The organism is Shewanella morhuae (assembly GCF_900156405.1).
GTDB classification, from domain to species: Bacteria; Pseudomonadota; Gammaproteobacteria; order Enterobacterales; family Shewanellaceae; genus Shewanella; species Shewanella morhuae.
The window spans coordinates 56,461-75,325 of sequence record NZ_FTNN01000003.1 but is presented as its reverse complement, the minus strand read 5'-3'; the positions used below and the strand labels follow the sequence as shown (position 1 = coordinate 75,325).

The window sequence follows — 18,865 nt, the reverse complement described above, 5'->3', positions numbered from 1 at the left end:
TCTCCTATGGACGCTGTGATTCGATAAAGCGAGCTAAGCTAGCGACACTGTTAAAATGGGCTTTAGTCGCATCGGAGTTCGCTTCGATTTTGATATCAAACTTTTTCTTGATGGCTAAGCCTAGCTCTAGGGCGTCGATTGAATCTAAGCCTAGACCTTCGCCAAAGAGCGGCGCATCGGTTTGAATATCATCGACGCTAACATCTTCTAGATCGAGACAATCGATGATTAACTGCTTTATTTCATTGTTTAAGTTCATAATTATTTTCGAGTTGTTGTTTATAATAATGTTCAAGATCCCGAGTTAATTGTCGGGCCATTTTTGCCTGTTCACCTAAAACCGCTTGGTACTTTTGGTAAGAAACGGTTGCACCGATTTCAACGGCCATCCCTATGGTTTGTCTGGGGATTTCATACCAAGGTTGTTCCTTTGTCAAACCGCGCACATTGGTACGTAGCACCACAGGTAAAATATCTGCCTCAACCCTCAGTGCAATATTGGCGGCGCCGCGAGCAAAGTTATTAATCGTTTGACCAGTAACCGTACGTGTACCCTCTGGAAAAATGATCAAATTAGTGCCTCTAGCAAGCACTTCGCGGCAATCTTCTAGCATGAGTTCGGCGCCGCGATTAGGAATATAACCCGCGCAAGATAAGACGCCACGTAAAAATGGATTACGCCACAAGCCCTGTTTGACGATGCAACCGGCATTGGGCATTAGGCTAATCAATACCACCACATCAACTAAGCTGGGATGATTAGCGATAACAATAATGCCTTTGGCAGCGTGCAATGTTGGCGCATTATGGCAGCTGACTTTGATCACGCCAGCCCAAGTGAGCATAGCGACAAAACCTTTGAACATAATATGCACTGCTTTTTGCACTCGAATAATCCGTGCTTCAGCTGTCCCCGGCCAAAAACGCAATAGTGGCAAAATAGTTAGCGAGCTGAATAAACCACCTAATCCAAAGGTAATATAACAACTTACGCCACCTAACCAACGTGGTAGATAATGTAACCCTGTGCGGCGAGGCTCTGGCAAACTCTCAGCCACGTTTACCCTTAAATGTACTTGATGACGCACTGGATTAGACATGTTCTAAACGCCAATACCAACGAGATAAACAGCCTGAAATATTTTGTGATGTCGCTAGGGCGTGAATAAATTCGCCATAGGTTAATGGATTAAGCTTTGATGATACATCACGGCATAATGGGCTTACTGTGAGTTTAACTGATGCTTTGGCATCAAAGGGTGCGAGTATAAAGCCGAGCGCCAAAGGAAGCTCAAATTCTTGAGTAAACTCATCATATACCGGCGGCACAGGATCGTCGCCAAACACCAATAACAGTGATTCAGGAGATTGGTGCAACTGTGCAAAAGCTTCAACCATCGCTTGTGATAAGGTTTCTTCTCCTGCCGCTATTGAAGTCGATTGGGTGGTGTTTTGCATCACTATGCCAAAGATACCGCTAGCCGTATTGTGTACTGATTGACTAAATCCTAAGGGAGATAATGGCTGTTTGGTAATAATGTCTTCGAGTAAACCAATAGTGCGGGGCAGTTCACCGTGACGCGAGGAAAAAATAGACCGACAATTAGGTGGCGCCTTGCATTGAAAGCTCACATCTAACATCATTTTAGTTAAGCGGCTAAAACGGCGACGCTGCATAGCAGGGATATGTGCTAGAGCAGGGGAGCGGGTGTCTTGTTCTGGTGAACCTATCGTCAATGTCGATTCAGCCGAGCTTTTACGCCAATCACGCCAGCTCTGGTGGTGCTGATATTGGGGAGCCCATGCGCCCCAAGATAGAATGCTGAATGTTAATTGCACTACTTTGCCTCGACACTTAATTTAAGCTGTCTTAGTTATCCCTAACTCATAAGTTAGAACATGGATGGTGACTCACCACCGTTAGGTGTAAGCGTGCTGTAAACGCGAGTTTTAACGCTCCACAAGGTGGCTATTCTACACTAAGACCTTCATTTTTATGAAGCCATTTGCATCGTATGAGTTAATGGATTGCAGATCTATGTTGCTATTTTCGACAGCTAAATGATCTTGCTCAACAATCTTTGCTGTGGTGACAACATTTAAAAATTTAGTCAGCATAAAAATAGAAAAGGCGCATGCAGCGCCTTTTACGGTTAACTCGATAATTTATGACAAAGAGTTCTACGGCGCGAGTTGGTTCTCTAACTTGCGCAATGCGACTTTGAGTTTGCGGGTATTTTCTGGCCCCATACGGATCAGTAATTTTTGAGCACTAGGTAATGCTTCTAAGTCAGGGTCAACAAATTGATAGTTAACGCTAATTGAGCTTAATTCAATCGGGTCTTCAACAATAGGTGCCGCCAGTAGTAATTTAATAGCTTGTAGCATTCTGTCGTTGAATTTGGCGTTGCTGTAGCCAAGTTCGCTAAAGGCTTCTTCTAGCATGGGCGTCATTTGCTTATAAGTAGCCATTAAGCTTTGCTCGTCCATTTTTGCAATTGAATCAACGTAAGCATCATATCGGTGGAAACCCTCAGGGTTCAAATACACCTTATTGGTGATTTCAGAAACCGTGAACAGTTTTTCTGGACCTTTGATTGGGCTAACCTTACGGGTTAATTCGCCTTGAGCTAAATTGTCTACAAATACGACAAATTGGCGGGCTAAATCTTGTTGTACTAATGAAGATGCGACCACATTATTATTAATCAGCGCAAGGGCCTTTTGTTGCACAAAAGTATCACTTTCAGCCAATGCGGGTACTGGCTCAGCTATCACTTCAGGCTCAGCCACGACAGGTGTATTGGTATTACTGTTGTCTGTTTCTGCTGTTGCTGGGGCGACCTCTTCGGTTTCTGGCTCAGGCGCACTTTCGAGCGTCATTGGCTCAGACGACGGCGTTTCAGGCAACACGATCGGCGCATTGGGGATAAGTTTGGGTGAGCCAGAATCATTACTGTAGTAATAATAGCCTCCAACAGAAAGTAGGATAACGAGCACTATCGCCAAAAGTGCAAAGCGATTACTGCTTGAAGATGTTTCTTTAGGATCTATTCTATCATCTTGATTAACTTGCATTTTACATCCTTAGCTTGAGTGTTAAGGTAACTTGGTGAATACATGTCGCTAATATTAACGTGCAAGAGCGGTATCATTCTTATACCACTGGTTTATTCTGCAAGTTTTCATGCGCTTGTCTATAGCGCTTAGCTGAACATTAACAATTTATTTTGAATCTCGAGTCACATTATCTTTTTTGGCCTTATCTTTGAAGCCTAAGTTAAAAACTTAAGCCTGCACATAATGTTGCCTATGGCCGAGCCAACGTAAGATAATTGCATCGACCTTTTCAGGTGTCTGTGCCATCACATGATTTGCCAGTTTTTGAATGTGTGGGATTAACGCTTGATCCCGCACCAAATCAGCAATTTTAAGCTCGGCGAGTCCAGTTTGTTTAGTCCCTAGCACTTCTCCTGGACCACGAATTTCTAAGTCTTTTTGCGCTATGATAAAACCATCATTACTTTGCCTGAGTACACTCAGCCTTTGGGTTGCAGTATGACTTAGCGGCGCCTTGTAGAGTAACACACAATGGCTTGCTATGGCGCCTCGCCCGACTCGTCCGCGCAATTGGTGTAGTTGCGCCAAACCCAAACGTTCAGGGTTTTCAATGATCATCAGGCTAGAATTTGGTACGTCGACGCCGACTTCAATTACCGTCGTCGCGACTAATAAATGGATAATTCCTGCTTTAAAGTCGGCCATGATCTGCTGTTTTTCAGCACTTTTTAATCTCCCATGAACCAGGCCAATATTGAGTTCTGGCAAGGCGAGGCGCAGTTCTTCGGCGGTGTCTTCTGCGGCTTGGCATTCGAGCACTTCGGATTCTTCAATCAGAGTACACACCCAATAGGCTTGGCGTTTGTCGGTGATGACGGCATTGCGCACCCGTTCGAGCACTTCGTTGCGACGCGTATCGGCAATCGCCACGGTAGTCACAGGCGTTCGCCCCGGCGGCAGTTCATCGATAATAGAGGTATCGAGATCCGCGTAGGCTGTCATTGCCAGCGTGCGCGGGATCGGTGTTGCCGTCATAATTAATTGATGCGGATGAAACCCCTGACTCACGCCCTTCTCTCGTAGACCTAAGCGTTGGTGTACACCGAACCTATGCTGCTCATCGATAATAATTAGTGCGAGTTTGTTAAAGACCACATGCTGCTGGAATATTGCGTGGGTACCAATCACCATCTGCGCCGCGCCCGATTGTATATCTTCTAATGATTGTGCTCTAACTTTGCCCTTGAGCTTACCCGCCAGCCAACCGACTTTAAGTCCAAGTGGCTCAAACCAAGCGGCAAAGTTAGTTGCATGCTGCTCGGCCAATAACTCTGTTGGCGCCATCATAGCCACTTGGTAACCATTTTCAATTGCTTGCAATGCAGCCATCGCCGCCACTAAGGTTTTACCTGAACCAACATCCCCTTGTACTAAGCGCATCATAGGGTGCGGTTTTTCTAAATCTTTGCCTATATCGGCCACCACTCTTTGCTGGGCGCCTGTGGGCTTAAATGGTAAAGCAGCGAGGAAGGGATTGAGCAACTGCCCTGTGGTGGGCATGGTAATCGCAGCGTCTAAATTACTACGCTGCCTTAGGCGTAACATGCTGAGATTGTGGGCGAGTAATTCTTCCTGCACCAGTCGCTGCTGGGCGGGGTGTTGGCCTAACTCTAAATCAAATTGTGATATCCCAGCAGGAGGACGATGCAGCGTTTGCAGCGCTTGCTTTAAGCTGATGTTATTCGGTTGCAATTGCGGTGATAGCAGTTCAGTTAGGCCACCATCATCCAATAATGCTAAGGCTTGCTCGGTCAGCTTGAGCCAACTCGCCTGTTTTAAGCCTTCTGTAGTAGGATAAATCGGCGTTAGTGTATCGCTTAGCTGAATATCTTCACCCGGATGTACCACTTTATATTCTGGATGCACTATCTCGGCTTGATGGCTGCCACGGCGGACTTCACCGTAGGCGCGGATCATTAAACCGTTTTGCATCGCATTACGCTGGGCGACGGAAAAGTTAAAAAAGCGCAGGCTTAAGCTGCCCGTATCGTCGCGCACATTGCAGACCAACATACGTTTGCGGCCTTGAATAATTTGCGTCGATTGGATTTGTGCTTCTACGGTGCCATAACCACCTTGGCTTAAGGCGGCAATCGGATAAATTTGGGTTCTATCTTCGTAGCGCAGCGGTAAATGAAACAGCAGATCTTGTACTGTTGTGATGCCGAGTTTTGCGAGTTTTTCCGCGACCTTTTTGGCGACGCCTTTGAGGTCGGTGATCGGAACAAGATCCAATTGCTGCAAGTCGTTAGCACTCAATCACTGTGAATTTATACATATATTAACAGAGAATAAGCGTAAGGCAATCTCAAGGGTTATAAGGGAGAAATCAAACGGTGTTTAGCAGCCAAGGCATAGAGAGCAAAACACCGGAATGATTCCGGTGTTTTTAATCGCTATTTGCTGGCTTTGCTTTTAAACCAAAGCTTGTGTGCTAGCTTGGTTAACTAAATAACCCATGTAACCTAAGTAGCCTAGTAATAGTACGGTGCCTTCGCGGCGGCCGATACGTAAACCTGTCCAAGCAAAAGGTAAAATGATGACTGCAAATGCTAACATCACGATAAAATCTATTGACTGAAACCCCAGCGCTGACACAGGTTGAACAATAGCGGTTACGCCTAAAATACCCAAAATATTGAATAAGTTAGAGCCTACAACGTTACCAATGGCGATATCACTTTGGCCCTTAAGTGCCGCAATAACAGAGGTGACTAATTCAGGCATACTGGTGCCAATTGCCACGATAGTTAGGCCGATAATGACTTCACTAACACCAAATGTTTTAGCTAAGTCTACTGCGCCATTAACAAACAAAATACCACCGCCGACCAACATACTAATACCAACAACAATAAATAGGACTGAAAGTAATGGGTTATTTGGACCCGCATCAATTTCTTCCTCTTCATTACTATTTTTTGAACTGATGTAACTAAAAGCTAAATAACCTACCAGCAGTGATAGCAATACTACGCCATCAATTAGGCTCAGCTCACCATCTAACAAGAGTCCCCAGAACAGCATTGAAGCCAATATCATCAAAGGGATATCGCGTTTCACGACTTGGGATTGTACTTGAATAGGGCGGATAAGCGCTGTGATCGCTAAAATCAAACCTATGTTAGCAATGTTAGATCCAATGACATTACCTAAGGCAATACCGCTGTTGCCGGCCAACGCTGATTTTACACTTACAGCCAATTCTGGTGCGCTAGTACCAAAGGCTACAATCGTTAACCCTATAATAAGAGGCGTAATACCTAAGCGTAGTGCAATAGAACTTGCACCGCGGACTAGGGCTTCTGCACCTAAGGTCAAAATAATGAAACCACCAAGAATAGATAACGTAATTAGCATTTTATAACTCTGTTAGACCTGTTTTAAGTAAGATGGTAAAAGGGCTGTAGGCCCTTAATCGACTGGCGGCATGATACTTGATTTTTTAGCACTTTGACAGATTATGTCATAAAAAAGCACGCTGTCAGCGTGCTCGATCATAATGGCGGGTTGATATTAGCCATGTCACTGTTTTGGTTTAACTATTTTTTAGGTAACTCATCTTCCCAGCGCACTTGTGCGCCGCGAACACCGTCTACTCGCTCGCTAAAGGCTTTTTCAAGCACATGGCGTTTGATTTTAAGTGTCGGTGTGAGTACGTCGTTTTCAATCGTCCAAGGCTCGTTAACGACCACAATCGCATCGACATGTTCGTGGGACTCTAAGTGTGGATTGACACTATCGAGTGTTGCCTTAAGTGAAGAACGAACCTCTTCACGTGCCTGTAAATTTGCGCCTTCGGATAACTGCACTAACGCAACGGGATGTGGCAAGCCAGAACCGATTACGCAGATAAGCTCCACATGCGGATCTTGGGCTAATTTACGTTCGATAGGTACCGGCGCAACATATTTGCCCTTGGCGGTTTTAAAGTTGTCTTTGACTCGGCCAGTAATGGTTACGCAACCATCGGCATCGATAGAGCATAAATCGCCAGTATGGAAAAACCCGTCGGCATCAAATGCTGCCGCTGTTGCTTCAGGTTGCAGATAATAAGCCGTCATTAAGCCGGGGCTTTTTAGTAGTAACTCGCCATCTTCGCCTTGGCGGATGTAGCAATCCTCAACAGGGCGGCCAACGCTGCCAATTTTACGGGCATCGAAGGGATAATTAATAATGGAATAGGCGCAGTTTTCTGTCATTCCCCATGCTTCACAGATATTAAGACCAATACTGTGATACCAGTGGATCAGTGACGGTGGAATGGGCGCCGAGCCAGAACCCAGTAAACGGCAATGATTTAACCCTAAGCCTTTATGGATTTTGTATTTCACTAAGCTGCTGATCAAGGGGATTTTTAACAGCAAGTTGAGTTTGCCCACGCCAATTTTGTCGATAATATTTTTTTGGAACAAGCTCCATAAGCGCGGCACCGAGAAGAAAACTGTCGGTTTTGCTCGTTGTACGTCGGCAACAAAAGAGTCTAGGCCTTCAACAAAAGCGACCACACTACCTGAATAGAAAGAGGATCCTTCAATCGCCACTCGTTCGGTAATGTGCGCTAAGGGTAAATAGGATAAAAGTCGGTCGTTACCGTCGGTACGTAAATCACGCACTACCGCTTGGCAAGTCCAACCATAGCTAGCGAAGGTTTGAATTGCGCCCTTAGGTTGACCCGTTGAGCCAGAGGTATAGATGAGTGTCATCACTTGATCTAGAGTGGGCTGCGGCGCATCAATTAAGGGAGAACCTAGCTTAAGTAATTGATCCCATCGATATTGAGCAGGCATTGTCTCGTAGGGCATCGCAAGGCGCAGTAACTCACCGCCGACACCTGCTTCTTGGTCGGCCCAGTGATCGAGCTTACCAAGAAAAATCGCTTTTGCACCGCTGTGCTGTAATACAAAGCGAATCGTATCGGTATTGGCTGTAGGGTATATCGGCACGCTGATGTAGCCACCGAGCATTAACGCAAGGTCAGTGATAAACCATTCAGCACAATTTTTAGAGAGTACGGCAACTTTATCGCCGTGCTCTAAACCGAGGTGGCGTAAAGCGCCCGCTAATTGTTGAACCTTTTCTTGAACTTCGCCCCAAGTGAAATCAAGGTATTGCCCCTTGATCGGTTGGCGTAAATAGACTTGATCTCCCTGAGTTTTTGCCCAGTGCGCCAGCATTTCAATTGGCGTCTTAATCGCTGTATCCATTGGCAATTCCCTGTTCTTTATTATTTTTTGGCTTGGCCCAGTATGGCGAGTTTTGTGATGCGGCGCAAATAGTTTGCAGAATTGTAAATTTTAATGTTTGAGCGCAAAGTCGACAAGCTGAACGTGAAATAATAATAAAGAATAAACAGGTGATATAGATGGTTTTTGTAAGGTAATAAAAAAGACGCCGTAGCGCCTTTTTGTTGAGTTGATGCGAAGATGAGCTACAGCTCCATCACGCCATCCATTTCAACTTGCGAATCTTTTGGTAATTGCTTCACGCCGATAGCTGCGCGCGCAGGGTATGGCTGGCTGAAGTAACGGCTCATGATTTCATTCACTTTTGCAAAGTGGCTTAAATCAATCAGGAAGATATTTAACTTCACGATATCGTTAATGGTGCCACCCGCAGCAGTACAAACCGCCGTTAGGTTGTCAAAGACTTGCACCACTTGTGCTTCAAAATCATCGCTAACAATTTGCATTGTGCTTGGCACTAGCGGAATTTGGCCAGATAAATACACAGTACTGCCAACTTTAACCGCCTGTGAATAAGTGCCAATTGCCGCAGGGGCGTTTTCAGTTGCGATAATGATTTTTTCTGCCATGACGCTCTCTCTATTCTTGAGTTAATTAACGATTACGCGATGTGCGCAAGACTTCGGGTAGTACCCTAATACGGCGCATCACGTTAGCTAAATGGACCCGATCTTTGACTGAAATCCGCAGATTAATCAAATAGACGCGGCCATCACGTTCTTCAGTGCTGAGATTATGAATGTTCGAACCTTCAGCAGCAATAATTGAGGTAATCTTCGCCAGTGCGCCATGGTGATTAACAATTTCAACCCGCAGATTAGCCTGATAGTCGACACCTTCGACATTATCCCATTGCACGGGAATATACTTGTCAGGTTCACCTTGGTAGCCGCGAATATTCGCACAGTTTTCCATATGCACAACCAGACCTTTACCTGGGCTCACGTGAGCAATAACCGCGTCGCCGGGAATGGGGCGGCAACAATTGGCAAAGGTGACCAACATACCTTCGGCGCCACGGATTGGCATCATATGGCCATCGCGGCTCTCTTGATTCTCAAGATTATCGCCAATCAAACGCTGGGCAATAACAATACTCATGGCATTGCCAAGACCAATGTCGGCCAATAGTGAATCGAGCGAGGTGTGTTTAGTATCACGAATAACTTTTTCAATCTGTTCAGGCGCAATGCTATCGAGCTTAGTTTTACCGAGCGCATGGTTAAGCAGGCGGCGACCGAGTGCAATGGCTTCATCACCCTTAAGGCTCTTAAGCACTTGACGGATTTTAGCGCGGGCCTTACCTGTTACCACAAAGTTTAACCAGGCAGCATTAGGTCGAGCGCCTTTAGCGGTAATAATTTCAACGGTTTGGCCTGAAATTAACGGCTGGCTAAGCGGGTAGGCTTGGCGATTAACGCGGGCACCGACACAGGTATTGCCTACATCTGTATGCACTTCGTAGGCAAAGTCTACCGCGGTGGCATTAACGGGTAATTCAAGAATACGGCCTTCAGGGGTGAACACATAAATCTCTTCGGGGAAGAGTTCGGTTTTCACGTTTTCAACGAATTCGAATGAGGTGCTGGCGCTTTGTTGTAATTCCAATAAGCTTTGCATCCACTTACGGGCACGCACTTGAGTTGTTGTGCCTTGGCCAGTTTGTGCACCGCCTTTGTAGGCCCAGTGTGCAGCAACACCTTTGTCAGCCATTTGGTCCATATCTTCGGTACGAATTTGGATCTCTACGGGCACGCCGTGTGGACCAAATAGTGAGGTATGGAGTGACTGATAACCGTTGGCTTTAGGGATAGCGATATAATCTTTGAAACGACCGGGGCGAGGCTTGTAAAGTCCGTGCATGGCGCCAAGCACGCGATAACAGGTGTCGATAGAATCGACCATCACCCTAAAGGCGTAGATATCCATCACCTCTTGGAATTGCAGCTCTTTACTCTGCATCTTGTTATAGATGGAGTAGAGGTTTTTTTCGCGGCCTTTGACTTTTCCCGGAATACCCGCATCGTTTAAGCGCGTATGTATAGCGGCTTCAATGCCTTGGATCAATTCTTTGCGATTACCGCGTGCAGCTTTAACTACTTCCTTAAGTACCCGATATCGCATCGGATAATAGGCTTGGAAACCTAAGTCTTCTAACTCAGTCTTGATATTATGGATGCCGAGACGGTTAGCGATGGGCGCATAGATTTCTAAGGTTTCACGGGCAATACGGCGACGTTTGTCGGGACGTAGTGCGCCTAAGGTACGCATGTTGTGGGTTCTATCGGCAAGCTTGATGAGGATAACGCGGATATCCTGCGTCATCGCCATCATCATTTTGCGGAAGTTTTCAGCCTGAGCTTCTTTCTTGTCGCGAAATTTAAGCTTATCGAGTTTTGATACGCCTTCAACAAGCTCAGCCACCGCGACACCGAAAAGTTCGGCTAAATCGTCTTTGGTGACATAAGTGTCTTCTATCGTATCGTGAAGCAGGGCTGCCATCAGCGTCTCATGATCAAGACGCATCTCAGCAAGGATGCGGGCAACCGCAACCGGATGAGTAATATAAGGTTCGCCACTCGTGCGCATTTGCCCTTCATGGGCATCACGCGCAATTTGGTATGCTTGCTTGAGCAACTCTACCTGTTCGGGTTCTAAGTAACCGGAAGCAGACTCCTTTAGACCTTCAAACAGATACAAGTGGCAGCTCTCCTTTACCTAAACAGGTATTTACTCAATTATGCTTATAACGATAATGAACGGCCTTCAGCAATAGCTGCAACCGCTGCAATTTCAGCGGCTTCACGTTCACGTACCGTTTGACGCTCATCGGCATCTAAGGTGTGAGCAGTGACTAAACCTAGTTCGATTTCACGCAGGGCGATAACCGTTGGCTTGTCGTTCATCTCTTCAACCATAGGGTCTTTACCCTGCACGGCGATTTGGCGAGCACGACGCGCTGCAACCAGGATCATATCAAAACGGTTGCCGATTTGTTCTACGGCGTCTTCTACAGTTACGCGAGCCATGTGTTGAAACTCCAGTTTATCTAGGGAAAAAATGACGCAAAATTGTACACTATGACAGGTTAGTCTGCCAACAGATCGTGAAGCATAGCATTTTGCGCGTGGATCTGACTAGCACCTGTTAAGCGCTTGCTGCGAATGATCGCACGCAAATCGGCTAAGGCGGTGTCAAAATCGTCGTTGACGATAATAAAATCGTATTCTCGGTAATGGGATATTTCTGATACGGCCTGTGCCATGCGGCTGGCAATAACATCGGCACTATCTTGTCCACGGCCGGTGAGACGGCGTTCAAGCTCGGCTTTCGATGGCGGTAGAATAAACACACTCACCGCATCATCCATTAGCGCTTTAACTTGCTGCACCCCTTGCCAGTCGATATCGAGGAAGACATCAATACCTTGGCTGAGCGTATGCTCGATGACATGGCGCGAGGTGCCATAGTAATTGCCAAAAACTTCTGCCCATTCAAAAAAAGCATTCTCAGCAATTAATGCTTTGAATTGTTCAACATTAATGAAGTGATAGTGTTGACCATCAACTTCACCTGGGCGTGGTGCACGGGTGGTGTGTGATACTGAAACCTGCATATCGGCTGGCTTGTCTTTAAGCAAGGCCGAAATCAGCGAGGATTTACCTGCGCCACTGGGCGCCGACACAATAAATAAATTTCCGCGTGCGGTCATGAGCTAAATATCCAATTGGTAACGCAAAAAGGGCCCTGAAAGCCAAGTATTATAGCGATTTTGACCACAGAATTACTAGGGTTTGTTGCTTGGCAATTTAAGCCAATTTTAGATTTACTTGATTATTATATGCATTTTTACCTGAGTGGGGTCGTAGGCGCTGACAATTGCGGGTAAATTAGTTACGCTCGTGCCTGATATGGCAATGATTGTCTTTTGCTACTTAGTTTTTATAACAATAAAGGAAGGGTCGTGCTGTTAAAATCTCTTTTTTGCCTTCACGGGCGTGATTCTCGTCCCCGCTTTGTCGCTATTAGTGTTGGTGTATATGTTTGTATTTCAATTGCCGCTGCGGCATTTGGGGCAAACTTTCTAATGTATTTGCTGGCATTGCTGGGTTTGCCTTTATTAGGGCTCACTAGCCTGCGGCGTTTAGTCGATGCCGATAAGTCAAAAGTGCTGACGGGTGCATTTTTATTACCGCTGCTTATTTTACTCGGCTTGTTCACTGCAGATGCACACATTGCGCTTATTGGTCTGTGCTTAGTTTTGGCGGCAGGACTCACTTTTTGGGGTTGGCGTTTACCTGCGCCTACAATAGTAGATTACCGCTACGGCTATTTTGGCCCAGAGCTGGATGCGCCAACATCGCAAGCCATGCCACGGCGCCGTGTGGAGCCCACAATTGTTCCTAAAACAGTAGACGTTAGTGCCAGCGATTCTAACCAAGCTGTAGCAAGACAGGCGGCTAAATCAAGTTCTGATGTGCAACTGCAGCCTCAGGTTGAACGCCATGAGCCGCATGTTGAGCAAACGCATGCGCAATCAGTCACTACGGTCACTGAGCCTGAAATCGCTATTTTTACCCATGAGCAACCCGTTACTCATCCCCCATTGGTTGACACTGAGCTTGAAGCCCAGCGCCAAGATGAATTGCGCTTTGATGCGTTAACGCGATTGACACAAAATCCTGCCGATTTTGTGGTACCTAATGCCCATGCCGATTTTCGTCCTGCCAATGCCAGCCGTATTGATCAAACCAATATTGAACTCGCCGATGTTGATGTGGTTAATGTGGATTTAAAGCATGTCGATTTTAATGCGCCTCAATTAGATCCCGCCGAGCGCAGTGCTGAACCAAGTTGGCGTTTGGCCGCCGAAGAAGATAACGAAACAGATAGCTTTAATGATGTAGATCATGCTGAAGAAGTACGTCAACGCCGCGCCGAAGCGAAAGATTCTGGCTCGATGACTGAACTGTTTCGCGGTTTATTTGAGTTTTTGGCACCGCTAAAGCGGTTCTTCGTGTTACCTAAAATTAAGCTACCTAAGATTAATCTGCCTAAAGTGGAACGCCGTTATTGGCGCCCAGCAGGAATCGGTGCTGGCGTGCTGGTGTTTATCGCTTTGGCATGGGGACTTTGGCCCAATGGCGATGTCGATACTGGCGATGGAGCACAGGTTGTCACGGTAAATGCAGTCGCGCCCTATGCGGGTGAACGAGTCACGCTTGCCTTGCCTGACGGCTTTTCGGTGGCGCTTGAAGACGATATTTTAATTATGCGTTGGCTCGGTGAGAAGGGGAAGGCGAAAAACCTTTGGTCCTTAGCGACGGCAAAGGGCGATAAAACCTGTAGTCTGCTGTCTTTCAACAGTGGCACTGATTATCGCCCTCTGACAGTGGATTTAAAAGCCGACTCGGCTACCGAGGCACGTTTTTCACCACTGGACACTCAAGCCATTATCGTTGACCTTGCTCGCCGTGGCAGCATTAGCCTGTGTGGTTATAAATTCAGCCTTAAGGGAAGCCAAGCGATACTGGAACAAAATCGTACCTTTGGTGATTATATTGCTCGCTAACGTACTTGAGCAGCTTAAGTCGATAAAAATTCTACTTAAATGCTAGTCACAATTAGAGGGGTAGATTACACTTTTGCTCCTCTTTTTCTCAAACTATGTTTTAAATGCCTCTGTCTTGGTATCTGGCGATGTAGTTTGTGGAATATCTTAAAATTTAAACAGAATATCAATCCAACATGAATACAGAATTGACCTTAGTCATTATGGCTGCTGGGCTGGGTAGTCGTTTCGGCGGCGATAAGCAATTAGCGGCGCTCGGCCCTGCTGGCGAACCCATGTTGGTGTTATCAATCATGTCGGCTATTCGCAGTGGTTTTCAGCGTGCTGTGCTGGTGATCCGCCCTGAATTAGAAAGTGAATTAACTGCAATACTGACCCAATTTTTACCTATCGATTTTGAATATCACTTTTGCTATCAGGTTTTAACGGATTTACCCGAAGCGGCGCAGTTAGTGGATCTTAGCCACAGGCTTAAGCCTTGGGGTACTGCCCATGCACTGTGGAGCGCGCGTCATCTGGTTAAAGGCCCCATGGCGGTTATCAATGCCGATGACTTTTATGGCGATAGTGCCTTTTTTTCGTTAGCAAAAGGCTTAAAGACAAAGCCGACACAGTGGATGATGGTGGCGTATCCCATAGAACTCACATTGTCGGAGCACGGCGGCGTTAACCGTGGTTTGTGTCAGGTAGAGAATGGACAGCTTAAATCGGTTGTCGAGTGGCTCAATATCGCTGAGCAAGCGGGCCAATTAGTGGGTGATAGCCCACAAGGGCATGCTAATTTGCCGGCGCAATCCTTGGTCTCTATGACATGCTGGGGCTTCTCTCCAAACATATTTGATGTTATTAAACGTGAATTAACCGAATTTATCGGGCAACAGGGTCAACAACCTAAGTCTGAATGTTACTTGCCCGCCATAGTACAAGCGGGCATTGAGCAAGGTTTGCCCGTGTATGTCGATGTGGCCTGTGAGCCTTGGCTCGGCGTGACTTATCCGCAGGACACTGTCTGGGTAAAACAAAAATTAACGGAGTTATTGAGTGATTAAACTCATTAGGCAGTTAGTCTTGCCTCATTTTGGTATTGATGCCGCCGAGGCTAAAATTTCTACCCTCGGTAATGGCCATATCAATGACACCCTTTTGGTGCGTTGGCCTGCGGGCGAATTAGTATTGCAGCGAATTAACACTGAGGTGTTTAAAACCCCCAGCGCTTTGGTTACCAATGCCGATAAAATTAGCCATCATCTATGCGCTAAGTCGTTGCAGCAGCAGTATGGCCTTAAAGTGGTTAGCCCTTGTTTAACTCAAGAGGGTGAATTAGCTATCGATTTAGGCGAACAAGGATTTTGGCGCGCGATAAGCTACTTGCCCCATAGCCTGAGTATTGAGGTGGTCAAGTCGGAGCAAGAGGCTGAAATGGCGGCCAAGGCCTTTGGTCATTTTGCTTCTGCTTTGAGTGACTTTGATGCCACTCAACTTGAAGATGTGATCCCCCAGTTTCATCATTTACCGGGACGGATGGCTCTGTTACAGCAGGCGGCAGAGCTCGATAGCCAACACCGTTTAGATGTTTGTCGTCATTGGGTCGATTACGCGTTATCTCAACAGACTTTGCTTAATGAACTGGCCGACATATCGCCAAAACTGCCACTGCGCATTTGTCATAACGATACTAAAATCAATAATATGCTTTTTGATAAGCGCGATATGTCCAGCATGGCGATTATCGATTTGGATACCTGCATGAAAGGTCATTTGATGTATGACTTTGGCGATATGGTACGTACTTTTTGCTCGCCAGAGGAAGAAGACTCTACAGCTTTGGATAAAGTCCAAGTGCGCCAAGATATCTTCGCCGCGATTTGCCGTGGTTACTTGAGCGAATTAGGCGACGTCTTAACAGAGACTGAGAAGCGCAGCCTTTGGCTCGGTGCGCGAGTGATTTGTTTGATGATAGGTGTGCGTTTTTTAACGGATTATCTTAATGGTGATGTGTATTTCCATATCCACCGCGAAGGCCACAATCTGGATCGCGCTGCTAACCAGTTTACCTTGTACCAAAGCTTGCTCGACCACGAAACTGAGCTTAAAGCTAATTTCTAGTGAGTAATTAATATTTTATTTAATATCAATATTTTGAGGTAGATTTATTGGTTCAACATCGAAATTAACGACAGCGCCCAAGGCTCAGCTTTGGGCGTTTTTTAAACTAAAACCTAGGCAGATGCTATTTCATCCGACATAATCGAGCAATAATTAATCCCTTAATATCATATGGATTTGTGCTTGGTATGGATTCACCTGTGGCCCCGCCGTTAGTCACTTGCTCACGGCGCAGCGAACGTAATTCGTGGTTAAGATGTACCCTGCGTCGCTCGCAGCAGGAGGCCGTTGCCTCGTCAATGATGACAGCGACCAGTGATAACTTTTTTAATGCTTATGCTATTTTTCTTGGTGCCAGCCTAGCGCAAATGGGATTTGTGACGGGTTTACCACAGCTTTTTGGGGCGATAGCCCAACTTTTATCCGTGTGGCTTGCAAGCCATTTCTCCCGTCGAACTTTTATCGTTTTTTGTGCGGTCTTTCAGGGCTGCATAGTGTTAGCTATGGGCGCGTTGGCTGCTTTTGGCTCAGAGCATGCCGTGTGGATCTTTATCGCCTTAGCCGTTGGTTACCATGGTTTTATTAATCTTATTCAGCCCCATTGGCGCGCGTGGATGGGATCTATCGTACCTGAACGGCGCCGAGGCGCTTTTTTTGCCGCTCGCACTCGGCTCACTATGGGCGCATCTTTAAGTGTGTTTTTTGTTGGTGGCGGCATACTCACGCTAACGGACTCGATGCAGATGGCGTGGTTGGGTTTTAGTCTGTTGTTTTCTATCGCGGCAATGGGGCGTTTTGTGTCGGCTTGGTTACTGCTACAGATGCATGATCCCGATCCGCGCGTGCCCAAACAGCGTGGCGTATTTTTGCAAACGATTGGTCATTTTCGTGCGGCGTGGAAAGATAAAACCTTTCGCCAGTACAGTTTGTTCGTTGCCAGTATGCAGGGAATGGTGGCAATCTCGGCACCATTTTTTGCCGTTTATATGCTGGAAGGCTTAAAGTTCACTTACCTCGAATTTGTATTTGCCAGCGTGGCTTCGATAGCGACTCAATTTGTGACCTTACGATTTTGGGGCCGCTTTAGCGATCAATTCGGCAATCGTTTAGTGATGATTATCACCAGTTGTATGATCCCAAGCTTACCGCTGATGTGGCTGTTCTCGGATAACTATCTGTATATCTTAGCTATCCAAGCTTTTTCTGGCTTGGCATGGAGCGGCTTCACCTTAAGCACGGCAAATTACCTTTATGATATCCGTCCCTTTCGCAGTGACTTTGCGACTTATGCTGCCCTGCAAGCGGCCTTAAGTGCGGCCTGTGTTTTTGTTGGTGCAATATTGGGCGGTACGATTGCCTCCCATGCGGCGGATTTTTTAGTCTGGACGGGTTGGGATAGCGTGTTATCGAGCCCAATTTTTGTGGTGTTCTTAGTCTCGACGGTGCTGCGAGCGTTAGTGACACTCTGGTTTATTCCGCGCTCGGTTGAACCTAAAGTGCGGGCAAGGCCGCAGCTACTAAAACTTATCTTCCGTATCCGCGGTTTTAATGCTATTTCGGGCGTGAGTCTTGATTGGCTTACTGTGGTTAAACGCCGCAAGCAATAGGGCGTACAGCTAAAGTGTATAGTCGAAAAACTTACGGCTTTGCGGGCCAGCGCTATTACTGTTGACCTTGTTTGGATGTTTATATTCATGCCAAGCCGCGACGTGAGTGCCAGCGTTTAATTTAGGAAAGTCCAGCCCATGTTCGCCGGTATTGACTCTGTCTTGATGGATTAGCGTGCTGTTTGTTTGAGTGTTGCTATGCGCCCTATCGGTCATTTGGCCTAAGGTTGGACCATTGGTGTCTAAGCCTAAAAATTGCAACAAACGACTCAAACTTCCCGCATGGCTGATGTCGAGCGAGATAAAATCTTCTCGACCATGAAAGTAAGCGAACACTTCGTTTTGATGCCTTTGATAACAATCAATAAGATGCGCCTCATCTACGGGATGCGTCACTTTATCGATAGCAAACGTATGTTTAAAGCTGCGTTTCATAATCGGGTGAAATCGCCCCGATTTTGCTTCTAAATGCGGCAGCATTTTACCTAGCAGCATCTGCATTGAAGGCACCCACTTAGCCATATCACGCTCGAGGTAGACAAATTTAGCCTGCGGGAAAAGACCATCGAGCTGCCGATAATCACTAAAACACGGCACATCAGAAATCGCATCGGCCAACATAAACGCCTGTTTAGTAAAGGCCATGTGCGCCACGTTAAGCCCTTGCTCCAACAATGCCACACTCACACTTGTAGTGCCCGTGCGCGGTAAACCTATGATAAAGACCTTCAATTTTTCCGCAGTTACCTGTTCGCCACCGAGTGCATTCGACAGTGAGGGATATGTCTCATCCGGTGTTGCTAGCTGTGAGTTGCCAGTATGCTGCGTATTGGCGGCATGCTCTGCATTGCCAATATGTTGTGCATTAGCTGTACTGTGTGCGTGGGTAGCGGTTGGTGAATTGTTGGCATTATCAGGCATAGATTGGGCTCAGAATGTGTGTGCAAGTGGTGCGGTGTAAGCTATGAGTTTTCACATCGGCGTGTCAAATCAGCGGCGGCAGTATATCTCAGCACGAAGGCTTTGTCGGTGGCTATACATAAAAGTCACGCACCACGGCAATGCACCCAGTAAAGGCGCACCGTGTATTGTGTGATAACTGAAGTGCTGCTGCACAATAATAGTAAGTGTGGAAGCCCATAAGGCTTAGAAACTGAACTCCCGGATTACCAACAAGGCTCATTTCCCTGCATTGCATAGTAATATTGGCAATG

Annotated in this window: 16 protein-coding genes; 4 read left to right on the top strand and 12 right to left on the bottom strand. The window is 46.5% G+C overall.

Annotation, left to right across the window (positions count from 1 at the left end):
• Positions 1-4: 4 nt before the first annotated feature.
• From BW947_RS04560 to gmk, 11 genes are all read right to left on the bottom strand, one after another.
• Positions 5-259, bottom strand: coding sequence for a phosphopantetheine-binding protein (locus BW947_RS04560; RefSeq protein WP_076497144.1), 255 nt, complete (start codon positions 257-259; stop codon positions 5-7).
• Entirely contained in the window at positions 243-1,100 is an 858-nt protein-coding gene (locus BW947_RS04555; RefSeq protein ID WP_076497143.1) for a lysophospholipid acyltransferase family protein, read from the bottom strand. The genes BW947_RS04560 and BW947_RS04555 overlap by 17 nt, the downstream gene beginning before the upstream one ends.
• Positions 1,093-1,839 (bottom strand): beta-ketoacyl synthase chain length factor, encoded by a 747-nt coding sequence (locus tag BW947_RS04550; protein ID WP_076497142.1) that lies wholly within the window; start codon positions 1,837-1,839, stop codon positions 1,093-1,095. The genes BW947_RS04555 and BW947_RS04550 overlap by 8 nt, the downstream gene beginning before the upstream one ends.
• 342 nt (positions 1,840-2,181) lie before the next feature.
• Entirely contained in the window at positions 2,182-3,078 is an 897-nt protein-coding gene (locus BW947_RS04545; RefSeq protein WP_076497141.1) for a DUF3014 domain-containing protein, read from the bottom strand.
• Positions 3,079-3,288: 210 nt separating this feature from the next.
• Positions 3,289-5,364 (bottom strand): ATP-dependent DNA helicase RecG, encoded by a 2,076-nt coding sequence (recG, locus tag BW947_RS04540; RefSeq protein WP_076497140.1) that lies wholly within the window; start codon positions 5,362-5,364, stop codon positions 3,289-3,291.
• 171 nt (positions 5,365-5,535) lie between these two features.
• Positions 5,536-6,480 carry a calcium/sodium antiporter gene (locus tag BW947_RS04535; RefSeq protein ID WP_076497139.1) on the bottom strand — a complete coding sequence of 315 codons (945 nt, stop codon included), beginning with the start codon at positions 6,478-6,480 and terminating at the stop codon, positions 5,536-5,538.
• A gap of 182 nt (positions 6,481-6,662) precedes the next feature.
• The gene (locus BW947_RS04530) at positions 6,663-8,327 is read right to left on the bottom strand and encodes an AMP-binding protein (protein ID WP_076497138.1); all 1,665 of its coding nucleotides are present in this window, start codon (positions 8,325-8,327) and stop codon (positions 6,663-6,665) included.
• 224 nt (positions 8,328-8,551) lie between these two features.
• A complete protein-coding gene (locus BW947_RS04525) occupies positions 8,552-8,935 on the bottom strand; it encodes a RidA family protein (protein ID WP_076497137.1) in 384 nt (127 codons plus the stop codon).
• 25 nt (positions 8,936-8,960) lie between these two features.
• Positions 8,961-11,066, bottom strand: coding sequence for a bifunctional GTP diphosphokinase/guanosine-3',5'-bis pyrophosphate 3'-pyrophosphohydrolase (spoT, locus tag BW947_RS04520; protein ID WP_076497136.1), 2,106 nt, complete (start codon positions 11,064-11,066; stop codon positions 8,961-8,963).
• Positions 11,067-11,110: 44 nt separating this feature from the next.
• A complete protein-coding gene (gene rpoZ, locus BW947_RS04515; protein WP_076497135.1) occupies positions 11,111-11,395 on the bottom strand; it encodes a DNA-directed RNA polymerase subunit omega in 285 nt (94 codons plus the stop codon).
• Positions 11,396-11,454: 59 nt separating this feature from the next.
• Positions 11,455-12,078, bottom strand: coding sequence for a guanylate kinase (gene gmk, locus BW947_RS04510; protein ID WP_076497134.1), 624 nt, complete (start codon positions 12,076-12,078; stop codon positions 11,455-11,457).
• A gap of 252 nt (positions 12,079-12,330) precedes the next feature.
• On the opposite strand from gmk, the gene BW947_RS04505 reads away from it, so the two are divergent.
• The 4 genes from BW947_RS04505 (at position 12,331) to BW947_RS04490 (ending at position 17,651) form a co-directional block, all read left to right on the top strand.
• Positions 12,331-13,938: a hypothetical protein gene (locus BW947_RS04505; protein WP_076497133.1), complete on the top strand. Its 1,608-nt coding sequence runs from the start codon at positions 12,331-12,333 to the stop codon at positions 13,936-13,938.
• A gap of 176 nt (positions 13,939-14,114) precedes the next feature.
• Complete coding sequence (locus BW947_RS04500) at positions 14,115-14,987, top strand: NTP transferase domain-containing protein (RefSeq protein WP_076497132.1); 873 nt, start codon at positions 14,115-14,117, stop codon at positions 14,985-14,987.
• Positions 14,980-16,044, top strand: a complete 1,065-nt coding sequence (locus BW947_RS04495) for a phosphotransferase enzyme family protein (protein WP_076497131.1) — start codon at positions 14,980-14,982, stop codon at positions 16,042-16,044. The genes BW947_RS04500 and BW947_RS04495 overlap by 8 nt, the downstream gene beginning before the upstream one ends.
• A gap of 188 nt (positions 16,045-16,232) precedes the next feature.
• The gene (locus BW947_RS04490; RefSeq protein ID WP_076497130.1) at positions 16,233-17,651 is read left to right on the top strand and encodes an MFS transporter; all 1,419 of its coding nucleotides are present in this window, start codon (positions 16,233-16,235) and stop codon (positions 17,649-17,651) included.
• Between the two features lie 9 nt (positions 17,652-17,660).
• On the opposite strand, the gene BW947_RS04485 is transcribed toward BW947_RS04490, so the two are convergent.
• Positions 17,661-18,572 carry a sulfotransferase family protein gene (locus BW947_RS04485; protein ID WP_076497129.1) on the bottom strand — a complete coding sequence of 304 codons (912 nt, stop codon included), beginning with the start codon at positions 18,570-18,572 and terminating at the stop codon, positions 17,661-17,663.
• Positions 18,573-18,865 lie beyond the last annotated feature (293 nt).

Coding starts and splice junctions, on each gene's coding strand:
- BW947_RS04500 (WP_076497132.1), top strand. CDS start 14,115: ATGAATACAGAATTGACCTTAGTCATTATGGCTGCTGGGCTGGGTAGT.
- BW947_RS04560 (WP_076497144.1), bottom strand. CDS start 259: ATGAACTTAAACAATGAAATAAAGCAGTTAATCATCGATTGTCTCGAT.
- gmk (WP_076497134.1), bottom strand. CDS start 12,078: ATGACCGCACGCGGAAATTTATTTATTGTGTCGGCGCCCAGTGGCGCA.
- BW947_RS04555 (WP_076497143.1), bottom strand. CDS start 1,100: ATGTCTAATCCAGTGCGTCATCAAGTACATTTAAGGGTAAACGTGGCT.
- BW947_RS04490 (WP_076497130.1), top strand. CDS start 16,233: ATGGATTCACCTGTGGCCCCGCCGTTAGTCACTTGCTCACGGCGCAGC.
- BW947_RS04525 (WP_076497137.1), bottom strand. CDS start 8,935: ATGGCAGAAAAAATCATTATCGCAACTGAAAACGCCCCTGCGGCAATT.
- rpoZ (WP_076497135.1), bottom strand. CDS start 11,395: ATGGCTCGCGTAACTGTAGAAGACGCCGTAGAACAAATCGGCAACCGT.
- BW947_RS04535 (WP_076497139.1), bottom strand. CDS start 6,480: ATGCTAATTACGTTATCTATTCTTGGTGGTTTCATTATTTTGACCTTA.
- BW947_RS04545 (WP_076497141.1), bottom strand. CDS start 3,078: ATGCAAGTTAATCAAGATGATAGAATAGATCCTAAAGAAACATCTTCA.
- BW947_RS04530 (WP_076497138.1), bottom strand. CDS start 8,327: ATGGATACAGCGATTAAGACGCCAATTGAAATGCTGGCGCACTGGGCA.
- BW947_RS04485 (WP_076497129.1), bottom strand. CDS start 18,572: ATGCCTGATAATGCCAACAATTCACCAACCGCTACCCACGCACACAGT.